The 25,938-nt window shown below is 67.6% G+C and carries 22 protein-coding genes and 1 pseudogene; 7 read left to right on the forward strand and 16 right to left on the reverse strand.

Annotation, left to right across the window (positions count from 1 at the left end; all coding sequences use genetic code 11):
- Positions 1–90: 90 nt before the first annotated feature.
- Together ahpF and ahpC are read right to left on the reverse strand one after the other, a co-directional pair.
- The gene (gene ahpF, locus U5A56_RS33050) at positions 91–1,689 is read right to left on the reverse strand and encodes an alkyl hydroperoxide reductase subunit F (RefSeq protein ID WP_321926728.1); all 1,599 of its coding nucleotides are present in this window, start codon (positions 1,687–1,689) and stop codon (positions 91–93) included.
- Positions 1,690–1,817: 128 nt separating this feature from the next.
- The gene (gene ahpC, locus U5A56_RS33055; protein WP_006750178.1) at positions 1,818–2,381 is read right to left on the reverse strand and encodes an alkyl hydroperoxide reductase subunit C; all 564 of its coding nucleotides are present in this window, start codon (positions 2,379–2,381) and stop codon (positions 1,818–1,820) included.
- Between the two features lie 320 nt (positions 2,382–2,701).
- Here ahpC and U5A56_RS33060 point away from each other — a divergent pair, with 320 nt between their 5' ends.
- From U5A56_RS33060 to U5A56_RS33070, 3 genes are read left to right on the forward strand one after another with little or no spacing between them, the layout of a single operon-like run.
- Positions 2,702–3,667: an ABC transporter substrate-binding protein gene (locus tag U5A56_RS33060; protein ID WP_321811718.1), complete on the forward strand. Its 966-nt coding sequence runs from the start codon at positions 2,702–2,704 to the stop codon at positions 3,665–3,667.
- Position 3,668: 1 nt separating this feature from the next.
- Complete coding sequence (locus U5A56_RS33065) at positions 3,669–4,973, forward strand: dicarboxylate/amino acid:cation symporter (RefSeq protein ID WP_321926729.1); 1,305 nt, start codon at positions 3,669–3,671, stop codon at positions 4,971–4,973.
- A gap of 10 nt (positions 4,974–4,983) precedes the next feature.
- A complete protein-coding gene (locus U5A56_RS33070) occupies positions 4,984–5,685 on the forward strand; it encodes an aspartate/glutamate racemase family protein (protein WP_321802360.1) in 702 nt (233 codons plus the stop codon).
- A 39-nt stretch (positions 5,686–5,724) separates the two neighbouring features.
- Here the strand turns inward: U5A56_RS33070 and U5A56_RS33075 are convergent, their stop codons facing one another.
- The 4 genes from U5A56_RS33075 to U5A56_RS33090 all read right to left on the reverse strand — a co-directional run bounded on the left by U5A56_RS33075 (position 5,725) and on the right by U5A56_RS33090 (position 7,483).
- A complete protein-coding gene (locus U5A56_RS33075; RefSeq protein ID WP_321821994.1) occupies positions 5,725–6,090 on the reverse strand; it encodes a type II toxin-antitoxin system VapC family toxin in 366 nt (121 codons plus the stop codon).
- On the reverse strand, positions 6,084–6,266 hold the full coding sequence (locus U5A56_RS33080) for a hypothetical protein (protein WP_124893633.1): 183 nt from the start codon (positions 6,264–6,266) through the stop codon (positions 6,084–6,086). Before U5A56_RS33080 ends, U5A56_RS33075 begins: the two co-directional genes overlap by 7 nt.
- The gene (locus U5A56_RS33085) at positions 6,260–6,478 is read right to left on the reverse strand and encodes a ribbon-helix-helix protein, CopG family (RefSeq protein ID WP_044843958.1); all 219 of its coding nucleotides are present in this window, start codon (positions 6,476–6,478) and stop codon (positions 6,260–6,262) included. The genes U5A56_RS33080 and U5A56_RS33085 overlap by 7 nt, the downstream gene beginning before the upstream one ends.
- Positions 6,479–6,589: 111 nt before the next feature.
- Positions 6,590–7,483: a LysR substrate-binding domain-containing protein gene (locus tag U5A56_RS33090; RefSeq protein ID WP_044843959.1), complete on the reverse strand. Its 894-nt coding sequence runs from the start codon at positions 7,481–7,483 to the stop codon at positions 6,590–6,592.
- A gap of 177 nt (positions 7,484–7,660) precedes the next feature.
- On the opposite strand from U5A56_RS33090, the gene U5A56_RS33095 reads away from it, so the two are divergent.
- From U5A56_RS33095 to U5A56_RS33105, 3 genes are read left to right on the forward strand one after another with little or no spacing between them, the layout of a single operon-like run.
- Positions 7,661–8,827, forward strand: coding sequence for a branched-chain amino acid ABC transporter substrate-binding protein (locus U5A56_RS33095; RefSeq protein ID WP_321926732.1), 1,167 nt, complete (start codon positions 7,661–7,663; stop codon positions 8,825–8,827).
- Positions 8,828–8,844: 17 nt separating this feature from the next.
- Positions 8,845–9,384, forward strand: coding sequence for an L-2-amino-thiazoline-4-carboxylic acid hydrolase (locus tag U5A56_RS33100; RefSeq protein WP_321926733.1), 540 nt, complete (start codon positions 8,845–8,847; stop codon positions 9,382–9,384).
- On the forward strand, positions 9,377–10,633 hold the full coding sequence (locus U5A56_RS33105; RefSeq protein ID WP_321926735.1) for a Zn-dependent hydrolase: 1,257 nt from the start codon (positions 9,377–9,379) through the stop codon (positions 10,631–10,633). Before U5A56_RS33100 ends, U5A56_RS33105 begins: the two co-directional genes overlap by 8 nt.
- Before the next feature lie 21 nt (positions 10,634–10,654).
- On the opposite strand, the gene U5A56_RS33110 is transcribed toward U5A56_RS33105, so the two are convergent.
- The 10 genes from U5A56_RS33110 to U5A56_RS33160 all read right to left on the reverse strand — a co-directional run bounded on the left by U5A56_RS33110 (position 10,655) and on the right by U5A56_RS33160 (position 24,946).
- A complete protein-coding gene (locus tag U5A56_RS33110; RefSeq protein WP_321926737.1) occupies positions 10,655–11,491 on the reverse strand; it encodes a cytochrome c in 837 nt (278 codons plus the stop codon).
- Positions 11,492–11,782: 291 nt separating this feature from the next.
- Complete coding sequence (locus U5A56_RS33115; RefSeq protein WP_321926748.1) at positions 11,783–13,090, reverse strand: hypothetical protein; 1,308 nt, start codon at positions 13,088–13,090, stop codon at positions 11,783–11,785.
- Complete coding sequence (glmS, locus tag U5A56_RS33120) at positions 13,090–14,913, reverse strand: glutamine--fructose-6-phosphate transaminase (isomerizing) (RefSeq protein WP_321926739.1); 1,824 nt, start codon at positions 14,911–14,913, stop codon at positions 13,090–13,092. Before glmS ends, U5A56_RS33115 begins: the two co-directional genes overlap by 1 nt.
- A 131-nt stretch (positions 14,914–15,044) precedes the next feature.
- The gene (locus U5A56_RS33125; RefSeq protein WP_044843966.1) at positions 15,045–15,533 is read right to left on the reverse strand and encodes a hypothetical protein; all 489 of its coding nucleotides are present in this window, start codon (positions 15,531–15,533) and stop codon (positions 15,045–15,047) included.
- Positions 15,511–16,782 (reverse strand): poly-beta-1,6-N-acetyl-D-glucosamine synthase, encoded by a 1,272-nt coding sequence (gene pgaC, locus U5A56_RS33130; protein WP_044843967.1) that lies wholly within the window; start codon positions 16,780–16,782, stop codon positions 15,511–15,513. Before pgaC ends, U5A56_RS33125 begins: the two co-directional genes overlap by 23 nt.
- A complete protein-coding gene (pgaB, locus tag U5A56_RS33135; protein WP_321802374.1) occupies positions 16,779–18,872 on the reverse strand; it encodes a poly-beta-1,6-N-acetyl-D-glucosamine N-deacetylase PgaB in 2,094 nt (697 codons plus the stop codon). Before pgaB ends, pgaC begins: the two co-directional genes overlap by 4 nt.
- A 15-nt stretch (positions 18,873–18,887) precedes the next feature.
- The gene (gene pgaA / locus U5A56_RS33140) at positions 18,888–21,896 is read right to left on the reverse strand and encodes a poly-beta-1,6 N-acetyl-D-glucosamine export porin PgaA (RefSeq protein WP_415749249.1); all 3,009 of its coding nucleotides are present in this window, start codon (positions 21,894–21,896) and stop codon (positions 18,888–18,890) included.
- A 104-nt stretch (positions 21,897–22,000) separates the two neighbouring features.
- The gene (locus U5A56_RS33150) at positions 22,001–22,759 is read right to left on the reverse strand and encodes a hypothetical protein (RefSeq protein ID WP_321926744.1); all 759 of its coding nucleotides are present in this window, start codon (positions 22,757–22,759) and stop codon (positions 22,001–22,003) included.
- Positions 22,760–22,831: 72 nt separating this feature from the next.
- Positions 22,832–23,260 (reverse strand): hypothetical protein, encoded by a 429-nt coding sequence (locus U5A56_RS33155; RefSeq protein WP_044843971.1) that lies wholly within the window; start codon positions 23,258–23,260, stop codon positions 22,832–22,834.
- A gap of 690 nt (positions 23,261–23,950) precedes the next feature.
- Positions 23,951–24,946 (reverse strand): LysR substrate-binding domain-containing protein, encoded by a 996-nt coding sequence (locus tag U5A56_RS33160; RefSeq protein WP_321926746.1) that lies wholly within the window; start codon positions 24,944–24,946, stop codon positions 23,951–23,953.
- 737 nt (positions 24,947–25,683) lie between these two features.
- On the opposite strand from U5A56_RS33160, the pseudogene U5A56_RS33165 reads away from it, so the two are divergent.
- Positions 25,684–25,938 (forward strand): annotated as a pseudogene (locus U5A56_RS33165) (circularly permuted type 2 ATP-grasp protein); the annotation flags it as partial.

A 25,938-nucleotide genomic window follows, 5' to 3' on the forward strand; every position in this document is an offset into this window, starting at 1 on the left:
GTGCTGCTCCGCACCGGATGAAAAAGAGCCCCGCACGCCGACCAGGGCATGCGGGGCCAAGAGAGACGAACCTGTGCGGTGCGTCGCGCGTTACGCGGCGATGGCTTCTTCGGCCTGCGGCGCGTCGGCCGTAGCCGGCGTCGCGTCCTGCCGGATCAGGTGATCGAACGCGCCGAGCGATGCCTTCGCGCCTTCGCCCACCGCGATCACGATCTGCTTGAACGGCACCGTCGTCACGTCGCCGGCGGCGAACACGCCCGGCACCGACGTCGCACCGCGCGCATCGACGACGATCTCGCCGTGCTTCGACAGTTCGACCGTGCCCTTCAGCCATTCGGTGTTCGGCACGAGGCCGATCTGCACGAACACGCCTTCGAGATCGACGCGCTTCGTTTCGCCCGAACGCAGATCCTTGTAGACGAGCCCGTTCAGCTTGCTGCCGTCGCCGGTCAGCTCGGTCGTCTGCGCCTGCGTGACGATCGTCACGTTCGGCAGGCTGCGCAGCTTGCGCTGCAGCACTTCGTCCGCGCGCAGTTGCGCACCGAATTCGATCAGCGTGACGGCTTTTACGATGCCGGCCAGGTCGATCGCGGCCTCGACGCCCGAGTTGCCGCCGCCGACCACCGCGACGCGCTTGCCCTTGAACAGCGGGCCGTCGCAGTGCGGGCAGTACGCGACTCCGCGGTTGCGGTATTCGCGCTCGCCCGGCACGTTGATTTCGCGCCAGCGCGCGCCGGTCGCGAGGACGATCGTCTTCGCCTTCAGCACCGCGCCGTTCGCCAGGCGGATCTGATGCACATCGCCCGGAATCAGCGCGTCGGCGCGCTGCACGTCCATGATGTCGACGTCGTACTGCTTCACGTGCTGCTCGAGCGCCGCGGCGAACTTCGGCCCTTCGGTTTCCTGCACCGACACGAAGTTCTCGATCGCCATCGTGTCGAGCACTTGGCCGCCGAAACGCTCGGCGACGACGCCCGTCGCGATGCCCTTGCGCGCCGAGTAGATTGCCGCGGCCGCACCGGCCGGGCCGCCGCCGACGATCAGCGTGTCGAACACCGGCTTGTTCTCGAGCGACTTCGCGGCGCGCTCGCCGGCGCCCGTGTCGAGCTTCGCGAGGATTTCCTTCACGCTGCTGCGGCCCTGGCCGAACGATTCGCCGTTCAGGAACATCGTGGGCACGGCCATGATCTGGCGCGCGTCGACTTCGTTCTGGAACAGCGCGCCGTCGATCGCGACGTGGCGGATGCGCGGGTTGATCAGCGACATCACGTTCAGCGCCTGCACGACCTCCGGGCAGTTCTGGCACGACAGCGAGAAATACGTCTCGAACGCGTAGTCGCCGTCGAGCGCGCGGATCTGTTCGATCACGTCGTCGTCGAGCTTGACCGGATGGCCGCCCGTCTGCAGCAGCGCGAGCACGAGCGACGTGAATTCATGGCCCATCGGGATGCCGGCGAAGCGGATGCCGGCCGGCTTGCCGGGTTCGCCGATCGAGAACGACGGCTTGCGCTCGACATCGTCGCGGCGTTCGGTCACGGTCACGCGCGACGTCAGCGACGCAATCTCGTTCAGCAGCGCAAGCAGTTCCTGCGATTTCGCGCTGTCGTCGAGCGACGCGACGAGTTCGATCGGGCGCGTGATCTTTTCGAGGTACGCTTTCAGTTGGTTCTTGAGATTGGCGTCGAGCATGGCGTTTCGGATTCCGTATTGATTTGGCTGCTCGGGCACGTCGTGCCGGAGGAGGGTGCGGGCCGCGCGAGGCGGCGGCCCGGCTGGGTGCTCGTTGGGCGCCTCGAGCGAGGCGCGCCGGGCGACCCTTAGATCTTGCCGATCAGGTCGAGCGACGGGGTCAGCGTTTCCGCACCCGGCGTCCACTTGGCCGGGCACACTTCACCCGGGTGTGCCGCGATGTATTGCGCAGCCTGCACCTTGCGCAGCAGTTCGCCTGCGTCGCGGCCGATGCCGTTGTCGTGGATTTCGCACAGCTTGATCTCGCCTTCCGGGTTGATCACGAACGTGCCGCGCAGCGCCATCCCTTCTTCCTCGATCAGCACGTCGAAGTTGCGCGACAGCGTGAGCGTCGGGTCGCCGATCATCGGGTACTTGATCTTGCCGATCGTGTCCGACGTGTCGTGCCATGCCTTGTGCGTGAAGTGCGTATCGGTTGACACGCCGTAGATTTCGACACCCAGCTTCTGGAATTCCGCGTAGCGGTCGGCGAGGTCGCCCAGCTCGGTCGGGCAGACGAACGTGAAGTCGGCCGGGTAGAACACGACGACGGACCACTTGCCCTTGAAGTTCTCTTCGGTCACGGGCACGAAATCGCCGTTGTGGTATGCGGTTGCCTTGAACGGTTTGATTTGGGTGTTGATGATCGGCATCTTGCGGGTTCCTTTGCTTGGGTGTTGATGAAGTGTTGCCAGTATCCGGGTTCACCCTTGGATTGTGAAATTGCTTGTTTCAATCCGCGGCATCGGGAATTTCTATCTGCATCCGGCCCCGTCGCGGCGGCCCGTCCGGGCGGCCCGTGCCATTCGGGCCGGGCCTTCCGGCGGATTTCGGCCGGCCGGCGCTTCTGACACATTGGGCGTGCGGGAGGGCGCGGCGCCGGGCGACGGTGCCGCGCCCCGCGCAAGGGTCCGGCGCCCGTTCTGCACGAACGGCCGCGCGGTCGTTCGATACTCCCCGTCCCACTGCCGCCATGAATCTCTTTTCCGGACGCGCCGCGTGCGCGCTGCTTGCCTGGTTCCGCGAGTTCGTCCCCGAGCGGCGATGCCTGCATCGGCTCTTGCGCGGCGCGGCCTGGGTACTCGTGACCGTGTCGTGCGCCGCGCCGGCGCTGGCCCTCGATGCGTCCGCGCCGGCGGCGCCCGCAGCGGTGACGGCACCCGCCACCACGGCGACCGGGCTCGTGCAGATGCCCGACGGCCGGCTGCTCGCGCCGGAGTTCGCCCGCATCGTCACGCGAGGCACGCTCGTCGTCGCGGTGCTCGGCGTCGATCAGCCGCCGTTCTTCATGTCGCGCAACGGCGCATTGGCGGGCGTCGACATCGACCTCGCCGACGAGCTCGCCAAAAAGCTCGGCGTGCCGGTGCAGTTCGACCGCGATGCGCGCACGTTCGACGACGTCGTGCATCTGCTCGCGACCGGGCAGGCCGACGTCGCGATCAGCAAGCTGTCGCGTACGTTGCCGCGGGCGCAGGTGGTGCGCTTCAGCACGCCGTACATCAGCCTGCGGCGCGCGCTGCTGATCAACCGCGTCGGCTTCGCCGAACTCGCGAAAGGGCGGCCGCTGCCCGAAGTCGTACGCGACTATCGCGGCACGATCGGCGTCGTCGCGGGGTCCGCCTACGCCGAATACGCGCGCAACGATTTCCCGGCCGCGCGGGTGCGCACCTATCCGAGCTGGCCGGCGACGCTCGACGCGCTGAACGCCGGCGCGGTCACGGCCGTGTATCGCGACGAGCTCGCGATCAAGCGCGTGATGCAGGACGACCCGACCGCGCCGATCCGGCTGCGCGTCGCGACCTTCGACGACCTCACCGACGCGCTTGCCGTCGGCGTGCCGGTGTCCATGCCGACGCTGCTTGCGTTCGTCAACCAGTTCCTGGCCGAGCGCAACAAGCGGCTCGACGTGAAATCCCTGCTCGATGCGATGGGTCACTGACATGAACATGAACGAGAACATCAGGATCGCACCGCGCATCGAGCGGCTGCATGCGCTCGCGATCCATCCGTTGACGGTCTTCGGCAGCCTCGCGCTCGGCATCGTGGCGGGCGTGTTGTGGCCGGCGGCCGCACCGCAATTCGACTACGTGGGCCAGGTGTACGTCGGCCTGCTCAAGATGACGGCGCTGCCGTTCATGACGGCCGCCGTGATCTTCAGCCTGCAGCGGCTGCTGCGCGACGGCAACGCGTCGGATCTCGTGCTGCGCGTGATCACGATCTTCAGCTGCGTGTCGGTGTTCGTCGTGACGGTCGGCGCGGTCGTGCTGGTCGCGATGCGGCCGGGCGAGCACCTGTCGACCGCGACGCTGAAGGCGTTCGGCGCGCTGGTCGGCAGCGACGGCGCGGCGAGCGATACCGTGATGACGCTGTACGGCAGCGATCCCGCGGAGAAGTCGTCGGGCCTCGCCGACATGCTGATCGCGCTGGTGCCCGGCAACTTCTTCGCGGCGCTCGCGAGCGGCGACACGCTGAAGGCGCTGGTGTTCTCGCTGTTCTTCGGGTTCGCGTCGGGGCGCGTGCCGCCCAGCATCTCGGCGGCGCTGAGCCAGACGCTGGAGACCGTCTATTGCACGTGCCAGAAGATCATGCACTGGCTCGCGTATCCGACGCCGATCGTGCTGTTCTGCGGCGGCGCCGCGCAGATCGGCACGTCGGGGTTTGGGCCGCTCGAGGCGATGGTCCGCTTCGTCGCCGCGTTCGCCGTCGTCGCGCTCGTGCTGATCGCGGCGGCGATCGTCGTGATCTGGAAGCGCTCGGGCGCGACGCTGGCCGGGACGCTCGCCGGCTTGCGCACGCCGTTCGCGATGGCGCTCGCCACGCGCAGCAGCGTGGCCTGCATGCCGAGCATGATCGAGTGCCTGGCCGACGGCTTCGGCTTTGCCCGCGCGCGCGTTGAGCTGGTCGTGCCGCTCGCCGTGTCGCTGCTGCGCGTCGGGCCGATGGTCTATTACGCGAGTGCGACGCTGTTCGTCGCGCAACTCTACGAGCGGTCGCTCGGCCCCGGCGAGCTGTGCGTCGTGCTGGTCGCGTCGGTGCTGGCCGGGTTCGCGTCGACGGGCACGTCGGGCGTCGTGACGGTGTCGCTCGCCGGCATGGTGTGCGCGGCGCTGCACCTGCCGTTCGAGGCCGCATTCGTGCTGTTCGTGGCGGTCGATCCGTTCTGCGAGATGTTGCGGACGCTGTTGCTGGTGATCGGTAACTCGGCCGTCGTATCCGCGATCTGCGCGCGGCCGCCGCGCGCGTGAAGGAGACATCATGGCACTCGTCGGCGTACTGGGCGGAATGGGGCCGCTGGCCACGGTCGACTTCATGCATCGCGTGATGCGCCTGACGCGTGCGCGCTGCGACCAGGAGCACCTGCCGATGGTCGTCGCGAACCTGACGCAGACGCCCGATCGTTCGCGCGCGATCATCGACGGCGGGCCCGATCCGCTGCCGGCGCTGCTCGATGGCGTCGCGCTGCTGAACCGCTGCGGTGTCGACGTGATTGCGATCCCGTGCAATTCGGCGCATCACTGGTATGCGCCGCTGCGCGAACGCAGCGCGGCGCCGATCCTGCATATCGTCGATGCGTCGGTGGCCGCGTTGCCGGCCGGCGTGCGGCGCGTCGCCGTGCTCGCGACGGGCGGCACGCTGGTGTCGGGCTTCTACCAGGCGGCGCTGCGTGCGCGCGGCTTCGAACCCGTAATGCCGGACGTGGCCGCGCAGCGCGACATCGCCGCGTGCATCGCGGCGGTCAAGGCGGGGAAGATCGATGCGTCGGTGCGGTGCCTGTCGCGCGCGCTCGCGACGCTGGCGCGACGGGACGTGGGCGTCGCGGTGATGGGCTGCACGGAAATCCCGATCGCCGCGCGGGCGGTGCGCGATGCGCCGTTTGCATTGATCGACAGCACGAACGAGTTGGCGCGCGCGACGGTCGCCTATGCGGCCGAGCGCGGATGGGGGCGGGCGGTGTGACGCGCGGCTGTCCGCCACGCATGACGGACGCCGCTCGCGCTAGATCTGATACGGCGCGCGGACGCCCGGTTCGGTGACGGGAAAATCCTTCGTGTTGCGCGATACGAGCAACAGGCCGTTCACTTGCGCCGATGCCCAGACGATCGCATCGGGCAGACGAATGCGACGTTCCTTGCGAATCGTTACGGCGCGGTTCGCCACCATGCTGTCGAGCGGGATGATGTCGAACGACGAAAGCCATGCGCGAATTGCCGCATCGTCGCGGGCCGTCGCGCCGACCATGACTTCCATCCAGGTCACCATGCTGATCGCCCGGTAGTCGTAGCGGGCCAGCTCCGCGCGCGCGGACTCCGCGCCGCCGAGATAGTCGATCAGGATGTTGGTATCGAAGAGGGCTCTTACCATTCCGCGCGCAATGCCTCCTGCCAGGCGAGCCCGTCGAGCGCACGCGCTTTCCAGAGACCGAACACGGTGTGGGCATGGGGCGGCCGTTGCTGCACCTGCACGAGGCAGGCGTCGGCCGGAAGCGCGCGGCCCGCATACCCGGCCGCGCTTTGAGTGTCGATGTGTGCTTTTACCATTCCGAACGCAATGCCTCCTGATAGGTGAGCCCGTCGACCGCGCGATCCTTCCACAGGCCGAATACGTGATCGGCATGCGCGCGCTTGTGTTGCGCGATATACGCGTCGATCGCGTCGCGAATGATCGCGGCGCGAGGGCGTTGCTCAGTCTCGACGATGGCGGCCAGTTCGTCGAGCTGGCCATTCGACAGATCGATCAGGATACGGCTCATCGCAACCTCCGATATATGATATGCATATCATATATACGCGTGCGGACGTCCGCAAGTCACCGGCTTGCCCGGCAAGCGCGCCGTTGCGCCGGCAGGCGGCGCAACGGCGGCTCAGGCGGCGATCTTCCTCAGCCAGTCGGCGAGCCGTCTCGCCCCGTCCGGCATGTCCGCATCCTCGCGCGTGCACAGGTAGTAGTCGCGCCCGTCGTCGAGCGCGTGGTCGAACAGCTTCACGAGTTCGCCGCTGGCCAGTTCGCGCTCGACCAGCGGCGCGCGCAGCAGCGCCGCGCCGAGATCCGCGCGCGCCGCGCTCAGCGTCAGTTGCCCGTCCTCGAACATCGGCCCCACCGCATGCGACACGTGCCGCACGCCGGCGCCTTGCAGCCAGTTGACCCAGGTGCTGCGATCCTCGTCGTGCACGAGCGGCGCCTGCGCGAGATCGGCCGGCGTGCGGAACGGCCCGTGGCGCTTCAGGAACGACGGGCTGCACATCGGCACCATCGCGCCCGGCAGCAGCCGCTCGCAGCGGTAGCCGGGCCAGTCGCCGGTGCCGAAGCGGATCGACAGGTCGGACGCGTCGCTTCGATAGTTGCGGTGATGCGCGTACAGCACGGTCACGTCGACGTCGGTGTTCTCGGCGAGGAACGCATGCAGCCGCGGGATGAACCAGCCGATGCCGAGCAGCGGAATCAGGCTGATCGTGATCTGCCGCAGCGACGACCGGTCGCGCACGAAGCGCGTCGCGCTGCGCAGCACCGAGAACGCGGCGCTGATCGAGCGGTAGTAGTCGCGCCCCTCGTCGGTGAGCGCGAGCAGCCGGCCTTCGCGCACGGTCAGCGGCGTCTGGATGAACGCCTCGAGCAGCTGCAACTGGTGGCTGACCGCGGACGGCGTGATGTCGAGCTCGTGCGCGGCCGCGGTGACCGACCCGAGACGCGCGAATGCCTCGAACGCGCGGACGGCGCGTAACGGCGGATCGTGCGGCAATTGTTCGATATTTTTCATGTGTCGAATTTTATCGAAAAATCAGGGTAAGCGACAACATAAAAATATCCTTTATTTACAGGCTATTGCGCTATTGTGTCGGGAATGGCATAAGCATCCAACAATTGAATATTTGGGGTGAGAGTGCCGAATATTTAATATTTTTCATGTTTTGATTCGAATCTCCGAGCCCCGCACATGAAAATCGCCTTTCTTCCCGCCAGCTTCGCATTCTCCGCGGCCGCGCTGATCGCCGCCGTTCCCGCCTTCGCGCAGTCCGCACCGCAGACGATCCTGATCGGTCTCGCCGCGCCGCTCACCGGCCCGTCCGCGCGGATCGGCAAGGATCTGCAAAACGGCGCGCAACTCGCGATCGACGACGCGAACGCGAAACATCCGAGCATCGGCGGCAAGCCGGTCGTCTACAAGCTCGTCGCGGCCGACGATCAATCCGACCCGCGCACGGCCGTCGCGGTCGCGCAGCAGCTCGTCGACCAGCGCGTGATCGGCGTCGTCGGCCACTGGAACACGGGTTGCAGCGTGCCGGCGTCGCGCGTCTACCGCGATGCGGGCATTGCGCAGATCGCGCCGGCGTCCACCGGCCACCAATACACGCAGCAGGGCTACGCGACGGCGTTCCGCATCATGGGTCACGACGATGCGGGCGGCAATTTCACCGGCGCCTACGCGGTGAAGACGCTGAAGGCGCAACGCATCGCGGTGATCGACGATCGCACGTCGTTCGGTGCAGGCCTCGCCGACCAGTTCATCAAGGGCGTGCAGGCGAACGGCGGCACGATCGTCGATCGCCAGTACGTGAACGACAAGACGACCGACTTCAGCGGCGTGCTGACCGCGGTCAAGGGCAAGCGCGCGGATCTCGTGTTCTTCGGCGGGCTCGACGCGCAGGCCGCGCCGATCGCGCGCCGGATGCGCCAGCTCGGTGTGAACGCGCCGCTGCTCGGCGCCGGCGGCTTCGTGAGCCAGACCTTCCTGTCGCTCGCGGGCAAGGACGGCGACGGCGTGACGGCGCTCGAACCGGGCCTGCCGCTCGACCGGATGCCGGGCGGCAAGGCGTTCGACGCCCAGTACCGCGCCCGCTTCAACGCGCCGATCGAACTGCATGCGCCGTTCGCGTACGACGCGGCGGCCACGCTGATCGCGGCCGCGCAAAAGGCCGGCACGACGCAGCCGGCGAAGCTGGTCGCGGCCGTGCGCGCGATCGACCGGCCCGGCGTGACCGGCCGGGTCGCGTTCGACGGCGAAGGCAACCTGAAGGACCCGGCATTCACGATCTACCAGGTGCGCGGCGGCAAGTGGACCGTCGTCGACGTGCTCGGCGGCGCGCACCCGGCAACGAAATAAGGACGGAGACGAACCCCATGACCGACACCACCCACGCATCCGCGGCGGCACCCGAGGACACGCGCCTCGGCATCCTCGCGCGGCGCCGCATCGAAGCGGAAATCATCAAGCCGATCTACGTGATCATGAAGCGCGAATTCGGCACCGAGCGCGCGCAGGCCGTGATCGCGGAGGCCGTGCGCGGCGCGGCCGTCGACGCGGGCCGCACGTTCGCCGCGCAGGAGCCCGACGGCACGAGCGTGCAGTCGTTCATCGCGCTGCAGGTGCTGTGGGAGAAGGACGATGCGCTCGCCGTCGAGGTGCGCCGCGCGGACGACACGCACTACGACTACGACGTGCATCGCTGCAGCTACGCGGAGATGTATCACGCGATGGGGCTCGGCGAGATCGGCCACCTGCTGAGCTGCGCGCGCGACAGCTACTTCATCGAGGGTTACGACCCGCGCATCGCGCTGACGCGCACGAGCACGATCATGCAGGGCGGCAAGCGCTGCGATTTCCGCTATGCGCTGCAGGCGGCGCCGCGCGACGACACCCCGGAGACCGGCAATGCGTGACGACCTCGCGACCGCCCCGCGCGTCGACGGCGCGCGCCTGTGGGCATCGCTCGAACGCATGGCGCAGATCGGCGCGACGCCGAAGGGCGGCGTCTGCCGTCTCGCGCTGACCGACCTCGACCGCGAGTCGCGCGACCTGTTCGTGCAGTGGGCGCGCGATGCCGGCTGCACGGTGCGGGTGGACCGGATGGGCAACGTGTTCGCGCGCCGCGCGGGCCGCAATCCCGACGCCGCGCCGGTGATGACCGGCTCGCACGCCGATTCGCAGCCGACGGGCGGCCGTTACGACGGCATCTACGGCGTGCTCGGCGGCCTCGAGGTCGTGCGCGCGCTGAACGACGCGGGCATCGAGACCGAACGCCCGATCGACGTCGTGATCTGGACCAACGAGGAAGGTTCGCGCTTCGCGCCGGCGATGATCTCGGCCGGCGTGTTCTCGGGCGTCTATTCGCTCGAATACGGGCTGTCGCGCACCGACGTCGCGGGCAGGACGATCGGCGAGGAGCTCGCGCGGATCGGCTACGCGGGCGCCGAACCCGTCGGCGGCTATCCGGTGCATGCCGCGTACGAACTGCATATCGAGCAGGGTGCGATTCTCGAACGCGCGGGCAGGACGATCGGCGTCGTGACGGCCGGGCAGGGGCAGCGCTGGTACGAGGTGACGCTCACGGGCGTCGACGCGCACGCGGGCACGACGCCGATGGAATTCCGGCGCGACACGCTGGTGGGTGCCGCGCGGATGATCGAATTCGTCGATGCGCTCGGCCGCCGCCATGCGCCGCACGCGCGCGCGACGGTCGGGATGATCGAGGCGCGGCCGAATTCGCGCAATACGGTGCCGGGCGGCTGTTTCTTCACGGTCGAGTTCCGCCATCCCGACGATGCGGTGCTCGACGAACTCGACGCGGCGCTGCGCGCGGAACTGGCGCGCGTCGCGGCCGACGCCGGGCTCGGCGCGCAGATCGAGCAGATCTTCACGTACCCGCCGGTGCCGTTCGCGCCGCGCTGCATCGACGCGGTGCGCGATGCGGCGCAGGCGCTCGGGCTGTCGCACATGGACATCGTGTCCGGCGCGGGCCACGACGCGTGCTACGTCGCGCGCGTCGCGCCGACGGGCATGATCTTCGTGCCGTGCGTCGACGGGCTGAGCCACAACGAAGCCGAGGCGATCACGCCGGAATGGTCGGCGGCGGGCGCCGACGTGCTGCTGCGTGCGGTGCTGCAAAGCGCGCAGGAACCGGGCGCGTGACGCGCACCTGACGGGCGCGGCTTACTTGCCGGCCTTGCGCCGCGCCATGTACGCAAGGTACGCGACGATCTGGTCGAGTTCCCGGTCGCTCAGCTGATCGGGCGGGAACGCCGGCATCGCGCGGCCCGGCCAGTCGCGCACCGATGCCGGGTTGCGGATGTAGCGGCGCAGCGCGGCCGGCTGGAAGTAGTCGACCGGATTCATCGGTGCGTTCAGGTCGGGGCCGGCCTGGCTGCTGCCCGCGCCGTCGACGCGGTGGCACGCGAGGCATTGCGTGACGAACAGCCGCTGGCCCGCCCGGGCCGCATCGTTCGCCGGCAACGCCGGATCGACGGCGAGCGACGGCCAGCGCGCGAGCGGCGACGATTCGATCGTGATGCGCACGATCTGATACGGCCACTGCTCGCCGCGCACCGACGACGCGTCCGGCCCCAGCCACACGAGATAGAACGGCCCCGCGCTGACCTGTTTGCCCGGCAGCTTCGGCCACGGGTGCGCGGGGTCCTCGATCGCGAGCCACGCGACGGCGCCGGCCGGCGCACGGCGGCGCGCGAGATCCAGCGGCAGTTGCGCGGCGAAACCGTCGGCCGCGCGCGTTTCGAGCACGCCGTCCGCCGGCAGCGGCGTGTCGCCGAGCAGCGCGGCGAACGGTACCGCGCGGAACGTCATCGGCCGGCCGTACGCGATGTCGCGCGGCACGTGGATGTCCGCCGCGTCGGCGCGCGCGAGCAGCGCCTGGCGCGTCAGGACGCGCGGCGTGCCGTCGGTTTCGAGTTCGAGCGAGCCCTGGGCGGACGCGCGCGTCGCGATCAGGCACACCGTCACCAGCAACAGCGAAAACCACCGGCGCTTCAGCATTCGTTCTCCGTGGGGGCGTTCCGGCGGCGGCAGAAAGGCGAGCGCCGCGGCCGAGGGATGGAATCGGGCGACAGTCTATCCGGTACGGGCGGCGCTGGCGACTTCGGCGCGGGAGCGGGGGCGGCACGAGGAATCCGGCCCGGCTGCCGCTGCAAGTCCGACTACCGGGCGACTACCGGGCGACTACCGGGCGCGGCCGATGCGCGCGGCGGGATCGCACTGCGCGATTCGGGCAAAGGCGCGAACGCCCGGATCGAGCGCGTCGGGCCGGATCGACGTGCCGGGTTGCCGTCAATGCGTCGAACACTGCGCGTCGGCCTTCGGCAACGGCGTTTCCCGCGTCGTGTCGAAATCCGCTTCGCGTGCGCCGGACGGCGTCAGCGACACGAAATGCATCGTCCCGCCGCGTGCCGGGAACCCGGCGATGCCGGTCGAGCCCCACGGAATCGGCGAACGCTGCACGCCGCTCACCGACATGCCCGTCGGCGAAAGCGCGAGGGTCAGCAGCCGCCCGTCGCGGATCGGCACGTAGGCATGCGTGCCGTCGACACCGATCCCGGCCTCGCGCACCGACGCCGGCAGGCAGTCGAGCGTAGCCAGACGACGGCCGTCCGGGTCGATCAGCATCGCGACGCCGCGATTGTCCGCGGTCGTCGTGACGACGACGAAGCGGTCGACCGCCGGCACATACGCGGACGAATAGACGTAGTACTGGATCGTGCCGTTCAGCGGCCCGAGCATGTCGAGTTTCGCCGTGACCGGATCGAACATCGCGTATTCGAGCGTCGCGTCCGTGCTGCCCTCGATGTATTTTTGCCAGACCAGCAGCGCGCGCCGCGGCGAACCCGCGACCACGGGCCACCATTCGCGGCGGTGCGGCGCGACCGGCACATGGTTCATCACGCGTCCTTCGGCATCGTAGGTTTTCACGTAGACGCCGTTGCCGGTGCCGAGGTTGTCGACGCCGCCGCCGTCGATCCAGTCGGCGGAATAGAACACGACGAAGCGTTCGCCCACCGCGGCGACGTGGCCCGAGTGGCCGCCTGCTTCGACGTCGTTCGGGTAGGGCTTGACCGGCTTCAGGTCGCGCCGATAGACGCCGTATCGCTGGCTGACCACCTGCGGCGTGTTCCAGCCGTCCTCGAACGTGACGAAGATGTCGCCGCGCGGGTTCTGCGCGATCGACACGGGCTCCTGCGCTTCCGGGCGGCTGATGAACGTATGGACGCGCAGCAGGCGCGGCTTGCCCGGCAGCCATTCGCCGACGTACACGTCATGCGGCCAGTCGCCGTTGCGCAGCGCGCCGCGCGGCACGATGCCCGAGCTGCTGAAGAACACCCAGCGCCGGCCGTCGCCGGCGTCGGCCACGCCGATCCCGTGCATGAAGCGCCGCGGGTCGCCGCGCTCCTGCGGCGACTGAGGTGACGCCGGCGCTTCCACTGTGACGGTGTGCACGACCGGCGCGCCGGCAAACGCGCGCGACGGCGCGGCGAACGCGCAGCACGCGCCGCAGAGCACGGTCGCGACGCGCCACGCGGCGGCGCGCCCGAACGCATGCGGGCGCGCGCTGGCGACTTGGGCCGCGACCGGCCGCCGCATCATTCGACGGTGACCGATTTCGCGAGATTGCGCGGCTTGTCGACGTCGGCGCCGCGCGCGCAGCCGACGTGATACGCGAGCAGCTGCAACGGGATCACATTGACGATCGGCGACAGCGCGTCGCCCGATTCGCGCACGCGGATCAGGTGCGTGTCGCGGTCGGCGTCGATCTCGAGATGATGGCCGGCGAGCACGTACAGCCGTCCGCCGCGTGCGCGCACCTCGGCCATGTTGGACTTCAGCTTCTGGAACAGGCGGTCGTCCGGCGCGATCGTGACGACCGGCATCGCGCTCGTGACGAGCGCGAGCGGGCCATGCTTCAGTTCGCCGGCCGGATAGCCTTCCGCATGGATGTACGACACTTCCTTGAGCTTCAGCGCGCCTTCGAGCGCGATCGGATAGTGAATGCCGCGCCCGAGGAACAGCGCGTTCTCGGTGCGCGCGAACTTCGTGGCCCAGCCCATGATCTGCGTTTCCAGCGCGAGTGCGTGACCGATGCGCTCCGGCAGTTCGTGCAGCTGCTTCAGGTGCATCGCGACCTGCGCGGCGTCGAGCCGGCCGCGCTGCTGCGCGAGCGCGAGCGTCAGCAGGAACAGCGCGACGAGCTGGGTCGTGAACGCCTTGGTCGACGCGACGCCGAGCTCGATGCCGGCGCGTGTCAGGAAGCTGAGCGGCGCGCTGCGCGCGATCGAACTCGTCGCCACGTTGCAGATTGCCATCGACATATCCTGGCCCATCGCGCGCGCGCGCTCGATCGCGCCGATCGTGTCGGCGGTCTCGCCGGACTGCGAAATGCCGACGACGAGCGTGCGCGGATCGGGCACGGTATCGCGATAGCGGTATTCGCTCGCGATCTCGACCTGCGCCGGGATGCCCGCGATGCCCTCGAGCCAGTATTTCGCGGTCAGGCCCGCGTAGTAGCTGGTGCCGCAGCCGAGCAGCAGCACGCTTCGGGTCTTCGACAGCAGCGCACGCGTGCTGTCGCTGCCGCCGAACAGCGCGGGCGAGACCGTGTCGATGCCGTCGATCGTGGCGGCGATCGCCTTCGGCTGTTCGAAGATCTCCTTCTGCATGAAGTGCTGGTACGGGCCGAGGGCGGCGTCGTCGTCGCGCGCCTTGACGAGGCACAGCGGACGCTGTGCGTCGCTCCCGACCGAGTCGACCACGGCGATCCGCTCCGGCGTGATCAGCGCGACGTCACCGTCTTCCAGGTAGACGAAACGGTCGGTCAGGTCGCCGAGTGCCGCGCAATCGGACGCGAGATAGTTCTGGTCCGCGCCGATGCCGATCACGAGCGGCGAGCCCGCGCGCGCGGCGACGAGCCGCTGCGGCTCGCGCGCGCTCAGCACGGCGATCGCGTACGCGCCGTGCAGCCGCTTGACCGCGCGAATCACCGCGTCGAACAGGTCGTCGCGATACATGCTGTGGATCAGGTGCGCGATCACTTCGGTGTCGGTCTCGCCGCGAAACGTATAGCCGCGCTCCCGCAGTTCGGCGCGCAGCGCATCGTGGTTTTCGATGATGCCGTTGTGCACGACCGCGATCGTGTCGCCCGACATGATCGGGTGCGCGTTCATTTCCGACGGTGCGCCGTGCGTCGCCCAGCGCGTGTGCGCGATGCACGTCTGCGCTTCGAGACCGAGCGTCAGCACGCGGTCCTGCAAGTCTGCCACGCGCCGCAACGTGCGTTCGCTGCGCAGGCAGCCGTCACGCAGCACGGCGATGCCGCACGAATCGTAGCCGCGATATTCGAGCCGGCTCAGTGCATTGACCAGTTGCGGGACCTGATTTTTCAGGCCGCTTGCTCCGACGATTCCGCACATGATTCACCTCGTCTACAGGAAGTTTTCCGGCCGGCGCGCGACGCGCGCCAGGACGATTTCAGGAGCGCCGTCGCGTCATGCGGCGTGCGTGGTGCGCAGTGCGCAGTGCGTTGCGGCACGGCGCCGGTGACCTACTCGCGGGGCTGCGGTCCCGCATGCGCGATCCATTCGATGCCCGAGATCGAGCCGTTCGCATCGTGCGACGCGACGAGAATGCGCGTCGTGCGCCGCGCGCCGCGCCGGCGGGCGCCCGCGAGCGCGGTCGGCGGCACCGAGCGCATCTTCACGCTGGCCGAGCGCCGCAGCATCTTCGACACGCGCAACCGGTACGCGAGCGGATGCACGACGCGTCCCGCGATCAGCCACGTGACGATCGTGCCGGCGATCAGCGCGATGCTCGTCACGTAGAACACGATCTGCTCGATCGGCATCTCGGCCTCGTTGAACGGCAGCAGGTAGCGGTACGTGTAGATGCAGATCGATGCCCATACTCCTCCGACCAGCGCGGGCCGCACGAGGCGGAACCATGCGACGAGCACGGGCCCGACGACGACGCCGCGCTCGGCGATCATTTCGCGCGGCGCGCGCAGGGAAAGGTCAATAATCGGCGCGTTCTTCATGTTGAATGCCTCGGTCGGGACTGACCCAAACGGCGCGCTTGCCGCGGCCCCGCAGTACGACGGCGGGCAGGGCGACGACGGTGGTGATCATGCTGATCAGCCAGAACGCGACGGGGTACCAGACGGTGTCAAGGAAATACATCAGGAGTTTTTCGTCGTAACGACGATCGATCATGCTGCCGATGATCAGCTGCAGGATGCAGGTCGCGACCAGCAGCATCCCGTGCCAGTGCGGCACCACGGACACATGCCAGTCGGGCGGAAGCGGGTAGACGACGTCGACGAGCGCGAGCAGCAGGATGAACGACATCGAGTAGGCCCACGTGATGCCGATCAGGTACTCGACGAACAGCGGCCACATCATCATCTGGGTCGGCCGCGCGAGCGTGCCCGCGTACTTGATCAGCACCTGGATGCCGCCTTTCGCCCAGCGCAATCGCTGCCGGTAGAGACCCTTCAGCGTCTCGGGCATCAGGATCCAGCTGAGCGCGTGCGGCTCGTACACGACGCGCCAGTCGCGGCACTGCAGCTTCCAGCTGATGTCGATGTCCTCGGTCAGCATGTCCGAGCTCCAGTAGCCGACGTCGGCGAGCGCGGTCTTGCGGAACATCGTGATCACGCCCGACACCGTGAAGATGCGGCCGTACACTTGCTGCGTGCGCTTGATCAGGCCGACGATCGACGAGAATTCGCCGACCTGCATGCGTCCCAGCAGCGACGTGCGCGTGCGGATGCGCGGGTTGCCGGTGACCGCGCCGACGCCCGGGTCGGTCAGGAAGTGCTCGAGCATCCAGCCGATCGCGTCATGCGCGAGCAGCGCATCGCCGTCGATGCAGAGCAGGTATTCCGCGTTCGATACCGCCGCCGCGGTGGTGAGCCCGACCGCCTTGCCTTCGTTGCGCGCGTGATGGATGACGAGCAGCCGCGGGATCTCGACGGCCAGCTCGTTGAGGATGTCGCCCGTGCGGTCCCGGCTGCCGTCGTTGACCGCGATGATGTCGTAGTTCGGGTAGTCCATCGCGTTGAGGTGGCGGATCACGCTGCGTGCGTTGGCGGCCTCGTTGAAGCACGGCACGACGATCGAGATCTTCGGGATGCCGCTCGCGGCGATCGTGCGCGTCGACAGCTCGCGGCCTTCCTCGAGCAGGAAATAATGGACGACGCCGCCGATCATCCACAGATACGACATGAAGAACGGATAGTAGAAGACGAAGTCCTGCAGGCGCTGGATGATGCCGTGGGTGGTCATGGCGTCTTGGTCCCCTGTGCATGCTGCATCTGCATCAGCGCGTTGATGGAGGTCGGATCGAGGCGCGACTTCAGCGACATCACGTCGCGCATCGCGTCGAGTTCCGGCTGGCCGTTCAGGAAGTTGTCCGGGTAGTAGCCGAAATTCACGGCGCCCTCGCTGCGCAGTCGTCGCATCTGCGCAAGCAGCGTGCCGGCCGGCACCTGCTTCTGCGCGCGCCAGTCGTACGACTGCAGTTCGAACACGGTACGCTGCAGCCCGCGCTGCTTGGCGCGGACGGCCCGCACGAGCTGGTCCAGCCAGCCCTCGGGATCCTTCGCCTGCTCCATGTACGGCATCGCCATCAGCGCGACGTAGTCGTAGGTGGCGAGGAAATCGTCGTAGTTCTGCGCGTACCACGCTTCCGATTCGGGCTTGAGCACCGGCAGCGCGTAGATGTTGCGCGCGGTCAGCACGTCGCCCACGTTCTGGTGGGCCAGCACGATCTGTTCGAGCTGGCGGGTCAGGTCGATCAGGTAGCGCGACTTCTGGCGCGTCCAGCGTTTCAACAGGTCGGGATTTTCGCGGATCTTGCCGACGTCGGCCGGCAGCCCCCACTGCGAATAGGTGCGCAGCGCATGCCGGCCCGCATCCTCGTAGTCGTCGAGCACGGCGTCGTCGCTGAACAGGATGCCGCTGAACGACGCGTGCTTGCTGAGATCCTCGTAGATCTGCTGGATCATCAGCCGCGCCTCCGGATCGAACGGGCTCAGCCGGAACACGCGCGTGCCGTTTTCGCGGGCCGGCGCGCCGCCGAATGCGCTGACGGCCTCGAGCCCGCGTTGCTTGTCCGGCGGCGGCCGGAACGCGAGCACCGGCATCCACGCGTACACCTGCACGTTGGAGCGCGTGTTGAGCTGCCACGCGGCGCGCGAGAACAGGTCGGCGCGCATCGGCAGGTGCCGGTTCGGGAAATACACCGCTTCGGCCACGCCCGTGCCTTTCGGGTCGGCATACGCCTGCAGGTATACCGATTTCGGCTGCATCCGGTAGATGCGTTCGATCAGCTTGCCGAGATTCGCTTCCTGCCGCGCGGGATCCGGATCGTAGACCTGGTCGAGATCGACCTGCACGGTGCGCTCGGGCACGTCGACGTCGCCGCGGTTGGAGGCAGGCTCGCGCATCGAGCGCTCGAACCCGCCGATGTCGACGTCGTACATCATCAGGATCCGTCTCAGCCGGTCCAGCGGCACGTCCGGCGTATTCGGGCCGGCATCGAGGCTGAACTGGATGTCCATGCCGAGCGACGTCGATATCTGGCGCACGGGCTGGTTTTCCGCGCCGTATGGCCACACCATCGAGCGAGCAACGATGCCTGTGTGTTCGCGGATCTGGCGCACGCACGTCTGCAGGTCGTCGTGCACGCGTGCGTGGAATTCGGCGTCGGTTTCATAGCGTTTCTGGTCTTGCAGGTAGAGGTGCGACGTGGTCGCCGGCAACTCGTTGCCTTGCGGATTCGCGATCGCGCCGTGATGGAGGTTGTGGGTATGGCAGCCGAGCTCGACGAGGTCCGACTGGCCGAGCTTCTTCACCTCGTCCCACGACAGGAAGTAGTCGCGCGGCACCTGGACCTTGTCGCTGATGCGGATCGGCACATTCGGCGGTGCATCGATCCACGCGGTGACGATGCCCATCACGGCCGGATACTTGAAGCGCTCGAGCAGCGGCAGCACTTTCGTGTAGTGGCTGCGAAAGCCGTCGTCGAACGTGAGCAGCACGGCGCGCGGCGGCAGCGGCTTGCCGCCGTGCCGGGACGCCTCGATCTGCTTGACCGTGATGGTGTGGTAGTTGTTGGTCTGCAGCCACGAGAAGATCGCGGTCAGCGTGCCGGTATCGACCGCGAACGGATCGACCAGCGCCGACGGGGGCTTGAACGACTCCATCAGGTTGTCGCGCACGTCATGCAGGCAGATGACGCGAAACGTCTTGCCGTCGGCCGGATCGGATGGCGGCAGCAGGTCGATCATCTTGGCGTTCGTCACGCCCGGGAACAGCGAACAGGCGGTGAACGTGCCGAGGCATCCGCACATGAAGGTCCGTCTGGTTTGCATTGCGCGATCTCCTTGCTAGAACGGCAGGTTGAGCGACAGGAAGCCGGTTTCGGAGCGCTCGCGCTGGCCGTCGTACGCGTGGCTGCTGACCTCGACGCCATAGCTCAGCGTGATGTCGTGCTTGAACGTCCACGCGTGCTCGAGACGCGCGCTCCACAGCGGGCTGCTGCCGAAGCCGCGCTCGTTGTACACGCCGCCCGACGCCGAGACGCGCTGCTGCAGCGACATGTCGCCCTTCTTCCACAGCGTCAGCTGGTGCATGACGGTCGCCGCGGCCGCATAGTCGCGGCCCGGGCTGAAGTAGGGCGCGTCCCGGCGCGTGTTGCTGTCGGTGCCGAGTTCCAGCGAGACGTTGACGAGCTGTTTGGCGGACGTGTACACACGCTGCGTGGCGGTTGCCGCGATTTCCTGGTGCAGGTTCGAATCGCTGTAGCGGCTCACGCCGTAGCTCAGCTTGACCTCGCGGCGGTCGTTCTGGCGATACACGACCGACGCGTTCGCGGAGCGGCCCCAGATATGCGCGGCATACGCTTTCCACGGCAGCGAGTTGTCGTTGCTGTCGAGGCCGGCGCTGACCGTCCAGTAGTCGTTCAGCGCGTACGCGATCGACCCGCGGCCGCCGGTTCGGCCGTCCGAGCCGAACGAGCGCGTGACTTCGCCCTGCACGGTGAGCGGCCCGTGCCGGTAGTCGCCGCCGACGCCCGTGCGCGTGCGGCTGACGCTGCCGGAATCGGTTTGCGCGTGGCCGAAGAACGTATGCGAGAAGACGCGCCAGTTGTCGCCGAACGGTTGCGAATACACATAGCTGTCCGACGTGAAGCTGTTGTCGGCCAGTGCGCTGTTGCCGTGCTCGAAGCTCAGGTCGGTCGTGAACACGGGGCTGCGGTATGCCTTGTAGTCGCGCTTGAAGCTGCGCACGGCGCCGCTGTCCGGGAACGTGTTGTCGAGGGTCTGGTCGACGTTCTTCGCGGTTGCGTAGTCGTCTGCCGTCAGCGCCGCGCGGCCGAGGCCGGCGAGCATCTCGACGCTGTCCGGGTGGTCGGTCAGCGATGCGCGATACATCGCGATCGCCTGGCGGGGATGCGACTGGCCGGATACCGCGTCGGCGTGCGCGGCACGGACCTCCGCGTTGAACGGCACCTCCTTCTCGAGCTGTTCCAGCGCGGCGATCCCCTCGTCGGTGTGACCCGTGAAGATCAGGTATTGCGCGCGCAGCCGGTAGTAGCGCAGATAGTCGCTTTCTTCCGGACCGACGTTGCGCACTTCGTTGACCGGCGGCAGGGACTTGCCCATGTCGTCGAGCACCTGCTTCGCGTCCGCCGCGCGTGCCTGGTCGACATACGACCAGAACAGCCCTTCGCGAAGTTCGATCGGACGCGTGCGTGCGCCGTACTGGAAGCCGCGGGTCGCACGGTCCGTAGGCGACGCGGTCGCCTGGTTCAGCGCGCGCTGGTACACGCCGTTCGCCTTGGCCGGTTCGCTCAGGTACAGGTAGGCGTCGCCAACCGCCGCCAGCGCGTCAATCGAGATCTCCGCATTGGACGGGATCGTCTCGAACGTCGCGACGGCCGGCTTCATGTCGCCGCGTGCCGCGAGGGCGACCGTGCGGTCGCCCGCGAGCGCCGTCCTGACCGGCGCATAGTCGGGCGTGGCCGGCATCCGCTTGTCGAGGTCGTCGGCCGCGCGCAGCGCGTTGTCGATCCCGTCGAAGCGGTCCGGACTCGTCATCGAGCGCGACTTGTCGCGTCCGCCGCGCACCTGCTGGCGTATCGACAGCTCTTCCAGCTGCGCGACGTCGACGGCCGAGAACGCATCGGGCCGTGCCTTCGCTTCCTCGAGCGCCTGGATCGCGCCGCCGCTCGCCGCGAGGCCGAACACGTCGTTGCGCACGGTCGCGACATCGGCGGTACGGAGATTCGGTATCTGGGCATTCGGTGTCTGGACGTCGGGGCCTTGCGATCGCTGGATCGATTCGCCGGGTAGCTGGGCGCCGGGCGTCTGCGAATTCGGTGCCTGCGAGGACGGCGGCTGAGCGCCGGGCGTCTGGGTCACCGGCGCAGGCGAGGTCGGCATGGGGGTGCCGGATGCCTGCGCGGTTTGCGTCGGTGTCGTCGCTGTCGTCGCAGCATTCGGCGATGCGGCGGCAGCGGCCGGTGCGGGCTGGGTCGGCGCGTCCGATGCATGTGCGACCGGTGTCGATGCATTCGGCGGCACGGTGTCGGGCGCCTGGGCAAGCGGCATCGGAGCGTCCGACGATTGCGCAGCCGGAGCCGATGTATTCGGCGGCGCGGTGTCGGGCGCCTGGGTAAGCGGCATTGGAGCATCCGACGATTGCGCGGCCGGAGCCGATGTATTCGGCGGCGCGGTGTCGGGTGCCTGGGCAAGCGGCATTGGAGCGTCCGACGATTGCGCAGCCGGAGCCGATGTATTCGGCGGCGCGGTGTCGGGTGCCTGGGCAAGCGGGATTGAAGCATCCGGCGATTGCGCGGCCGGTGCCGATGTATTCGGCGGCGCGGTGTCGGGTGCCTGGGCAAGCTGGATTGAAGCGTCCGACGATTGCGCGGCTGGCGGTGACGTATTCGGCGACGCGATGTCGGGCGCCTGGGCAAGCTGCTGCGTCTGCGCATTCGACGATCGCGCGTCCGGCGCCGGTTCACTCGGCTGCGCCGCGTCCGGCTCCACCACGACCGTGGTCGGCATCGCCTGCGGCTGCGGGTTCGACGCCTGCGCGATCTGCATCGATGCGTCCGATGCCTGCGCGATCGGCGTCGGCGCATGCGGGGGCAGGGCGTCCGGGCCCTGGGCGAGCCGCATCGACGCCTCCGTCGGCTGCATGCCGGGCGGCAGCGCATCCGGCGCGCCGTGGGTCCCTGCGACTTCCCTCGCGCTGCCCGGTTCCGCGTCGCCTTCGGCGGCAAGACAGGAGCCGGACGCGATGAGCAGCAACAGCAAGGGCGCGTGCAGGAGGATCCGCCGGTTGGGCGGAGCGACGGTGGTGCATTGTTGTTGACGATTGTTAGCCACGATGTCTCCTCACTCTGAAACGATCACATCGGTTGCACGCCCGACGACGCGCGTCGCCGGTCGTCGTGCTGCCGGGCAGTGAGGCCCGGCAGCGTCCGGCCGCTTCACAGGCGGTTGCGGATCGCTTGTCCAAGCAGCGCGCGCGATTCGCTGTTCTTCGGGTCGATGGCGAGGGCCCGGCTCGCGTTGTGCTCGACGCAGGTCCATTCGTCGATCCGTGCGCACCAGCGCGCCCTGGCGAGAGCGCGGGCGCCTTCCATCTCGTCGCGCGTGACGCTGGTGGTCTGCATGTGCGTCGTGTCGGCGATATCCGATTGCGGTTGCCGTGTCGGCGTGGGCTCGGGGTGTTGTCTCGTGCGTGCCAGCGCCTGCGAACGCGACGTCCGGTGCGTGTCAGCGGGGCGTGCCGCGCGAGCGCTGGCCGATGCGGCGTGTGCGCTGGCCGCGAGCGTCGTGGTCGGCACATGCGCGGGGCGCGTGTGTTTCGCGGCGGAGCGGGCGGTCGGTGGTGGCGGCACGGCCGGGGCGGTCGCGGCCGATCCGGCAGGCATTGCCGACGCAAACGGCGTACCCGGTACGGAAGGCGTCACCGGCTCGGCCTGCGCGGCCGTCGACGCCGCGCGGGAGGCGTCGGCCGTCGCGGCCACGATGGCCTGGCGATACTTCCCGACGGTGGTGCCGATCAAGCCGGCGATGTCGTGCGTCACGGTTGCATGGCTGCTCCCCACGTCTCGCTCGACGTAGGCGAAGGCGCCGAAGATCGCGGCAAATGCAACGATGCTGAGCGCCGCGTTCTTTCCCGGTCCCCAGGAGGGCTTCGGCTGACGGACGGGCGCGCCGTCCGGTCGCTCTGCACGAGTCATTCGATTCTCCTGTCGATGGATTGCAGTGCATGACGCGGGTGCGCGCCCTCGGCGCGCGGATTCGACTGACGTTCACCACCGCAACTGCGTGGTGAGTGCGCCGGTTTCGACCACCGCGAACTGGGTCGCTCCCTGATAGGTCCCTTCGACCCGGTAACTTGCATCGGGCACGCTGAACAGACAGCGCGAACCCGTCGCGTTGAATTCGACGAGGACGCGTCCATGCCGTCGCAGCCGCACCTGCACGTTCGACAGCGGTTGCCCGGTGGCGCCCGATACGAACGACACACCGAGGTTGTACGGCCGGCCATCGGGGGGAAGCGGCGCCGTACCGTCGATTCGCGCGTCGCCGCAGACGTACGAAATCACGTATCGCCCGGAGCCGGTATCGGACGAGGGTGTCGGGGCCTGGTTCGGAGTTTGGGCCGCGGCATGAATGCAGAGCGCGGATACGACAATGCCGAGGAGCCGGCGACCATGCTGTTCAAACGAGGAAGACATTGCAACCTCCATCCGGAATCGCTGGCAATGCACTTATTCCGATTTGAAAATTAGCGACGCTATTTCGTTTTGCGACAACGCTATTGATACACGATGGGTTTCGAACAAACAATCATGTGTGGCCCGAATGGGACAAGCTTTAAATGTCTTATTTAAATAGGATTGGCAATAATTCGACGAAATGGATCAGCTCTGAACAAAGGCGATATTGCCGAATATGAAATTTGCTCATCGGTAGCGATGACCATTTTGCAAATTTCCGACGTAAGTGGTACCGACGTTTGTACCGAAAAGTAACGACTGATAAAAGGAAGACTTTCCTCTTTCATCGAAGCATTACGGTGAATTTCGGAGTGCAGGTCAGGGAATCGAGAGAGGTGATATGGCCTTATCGATGAAAAATGCCATTGCATGAAAAGAGAAACTTTTAATTTGTTCTGTAACAGGTTATTTCTGTCGTATGAATCGGAAATTTATTCGGGGTCGATGTTTTCGATGTAAATTAAATGCGATTCGTCTCGCAAACGTTTGCCTGTTTTTACGGGTTTAATCGAGGTACGGAACGCATATCGAAGACGGAGCAGGAGCGGAAAATGCTCCGCGATTGCGCACGTCGAATAACCGCGCGCCGGGCGGATTGCATCCGCGCGGCGCGCTGGCGAGTCGGGTGACGAGGGACGGTGAAGGGCGCTACCGGCTGCCGCCGGCGCTGCGGCGCGCGATGCGCATGGCCGGCGCGATCGACTCCTCGGCCGCGCGCGTGCCGTCGGCCGCGGTGCGCGGCCGGTTCATGATGTAGGTCCACAGCTGCTCGGCCGCGAGCCCGCGCTTGCGCGCGGATCGGTACAGGCGGATCTCGAGTTCGGTGATCCAGTCCGCCGAGCCCGCGCGGACGAGCGAGCCCTCCGCGAGTTCCTTCGCCACGCAGCTTTCGGGCAGCCAGCCGATCCCGTGCCCGGCCACGACCATCCCCTTCAGCGCCTCGGACATGTGCGTCTCGAAGCACCGGTGCAGCGCGTACGGTTCGGCCGCGTTCAGCAGCAGCATCTCGACCACGTTCCCGAGGAACGCGCCCGACGAATACGCGAGCAGCGGCAGCGGCGCGTCCGGCGTGCCCGGCAGTTCGAATACCGGTTTGCCGCGCGCGTCGGGCGTCGATACCGGCAGGATCCGTTCGACGCCGAGCGTGACGAACGGGAAGTGGTTCGGATCGAGCACGATCGGCAGTTGCGGATGGTGATAGCCGAGCAGCAGGTCGCATTCACCTTCGACGAGCTGCTGCACGCCTTCGGGCACGTTCACCGCGTTGACGCGCGCGGTCACGTGGCCGACTTCGCCGTTCAGCTGCTTGAGCCATTCGGGGAACAGCGTGAACACGAGCGTATGCGCGACCGCGAAGCGCACCACCTGGTCGCTTGCCGCGAACTGGTCATAGCCGTTCACGAGGTTGCGTGCCGCATACATGCTGCGCAGGATGTCCGCGGCCAGCCCGCGGAACATCTGCCCGGCCGGCGTCAGCGCGATCGGGTTGATGCTGCGGTCGACCAGCTTCGCGTCCATCCACGTTTCGAGCGCGGCGATGCGCCGGCTGAACGCCGACTGCGTGAGGTGCCGATGACGCGCGGCCCGGGAAAAGCTCTTGGTATCCGCAAGGCTCAGGAAATCTTCCAGCCACTTTGCTTCCATGTTGATCTTCGCTGTTTATAGTCGGCGCCGGGAGGAGCGGCACCATTTCACTGAACCGGTTTGGTAGCGTACCGCGCCTCGCGCATGGGGGCCGATGTTTTTTTTCGATCGGTGTCAGTCGAAATATGCATGGGCGTTGTCGGCGGGATTACGGCTGCATAAGTTCGAGGTGCCGGACCCGGCTAACCGGTTAGTTCACCGCGTCGAACTGCCCGACCTGCCGCAGACGGTACTTCCCCCAGGGCCGGCCTCGTGCCGGCCCGCCTTTCCGCCATTCCGCCCGGTAACCGAAGGATGCGGCGCCATTCCCGTTCGCGGTGCAGGACGGGCCGCCGCGACGGGCCGCCGCCGCCGCGGCGCGGTTCGCTGCGATGCGGCAAGACCGGCCGAGGAGGTGGCGGGACGCGGCCGAGTGCACGGCGGCGGGAAGCCGTGCCGGTACGGGCTCGGAGCTGCTGCCGGCGAGCAGCGCGGCAACGGGCAGGCGTGCGGGCAGGGGAAGTATTGGTGCAGTGCAGCTTGCACAGTCGTGACACGCAGGGGAACTATGTTTCACAGACGCGGCGCAGCAGCGGCCGTGCACGGGCACGGCACGCCGCTGGCGCGTCCCGCGCCGTGCGTCGCACCATCATGGTGCGGCATGCTGCGGGGGCGTGCCGGCCGCGCGACAAAAAGGGGGACCTGAGGGGTTATCGCAAGGCACGTTCCTTGCAAGGCAGTTAGTACGCCGGTCCGGCATGCGCAATGCCGGGGAAAACGATCGATGGAGAAAAAGATCGATGAAGCCATTCGATGAAATGCTGCAATCCGGCGATATGGTGAGGGCGCCTTACGCGCGCCTCAAGCAGTGGCTCGACACGCAGAACCCTGCAAGCCTCGCCCAGAAGGCCCACGACGCGGAAGGCGTGTTCCGCAGGACGGGCATCACGTTCGCCGTGTACGGCGACGCGCAGGCCGCCGAGCGCCTGATTCCGTTCGACATCGTGCCGCGC

The organism is Burkholderia sp. BCC1998 (assembly GCF_905339875.1).
Classification (GTDB): domain Bacteria; phylum Pseudomonadota; class Gammaproteobacteria; order Burkholderiales; family Burkholderiaceae; genus Burkholderia.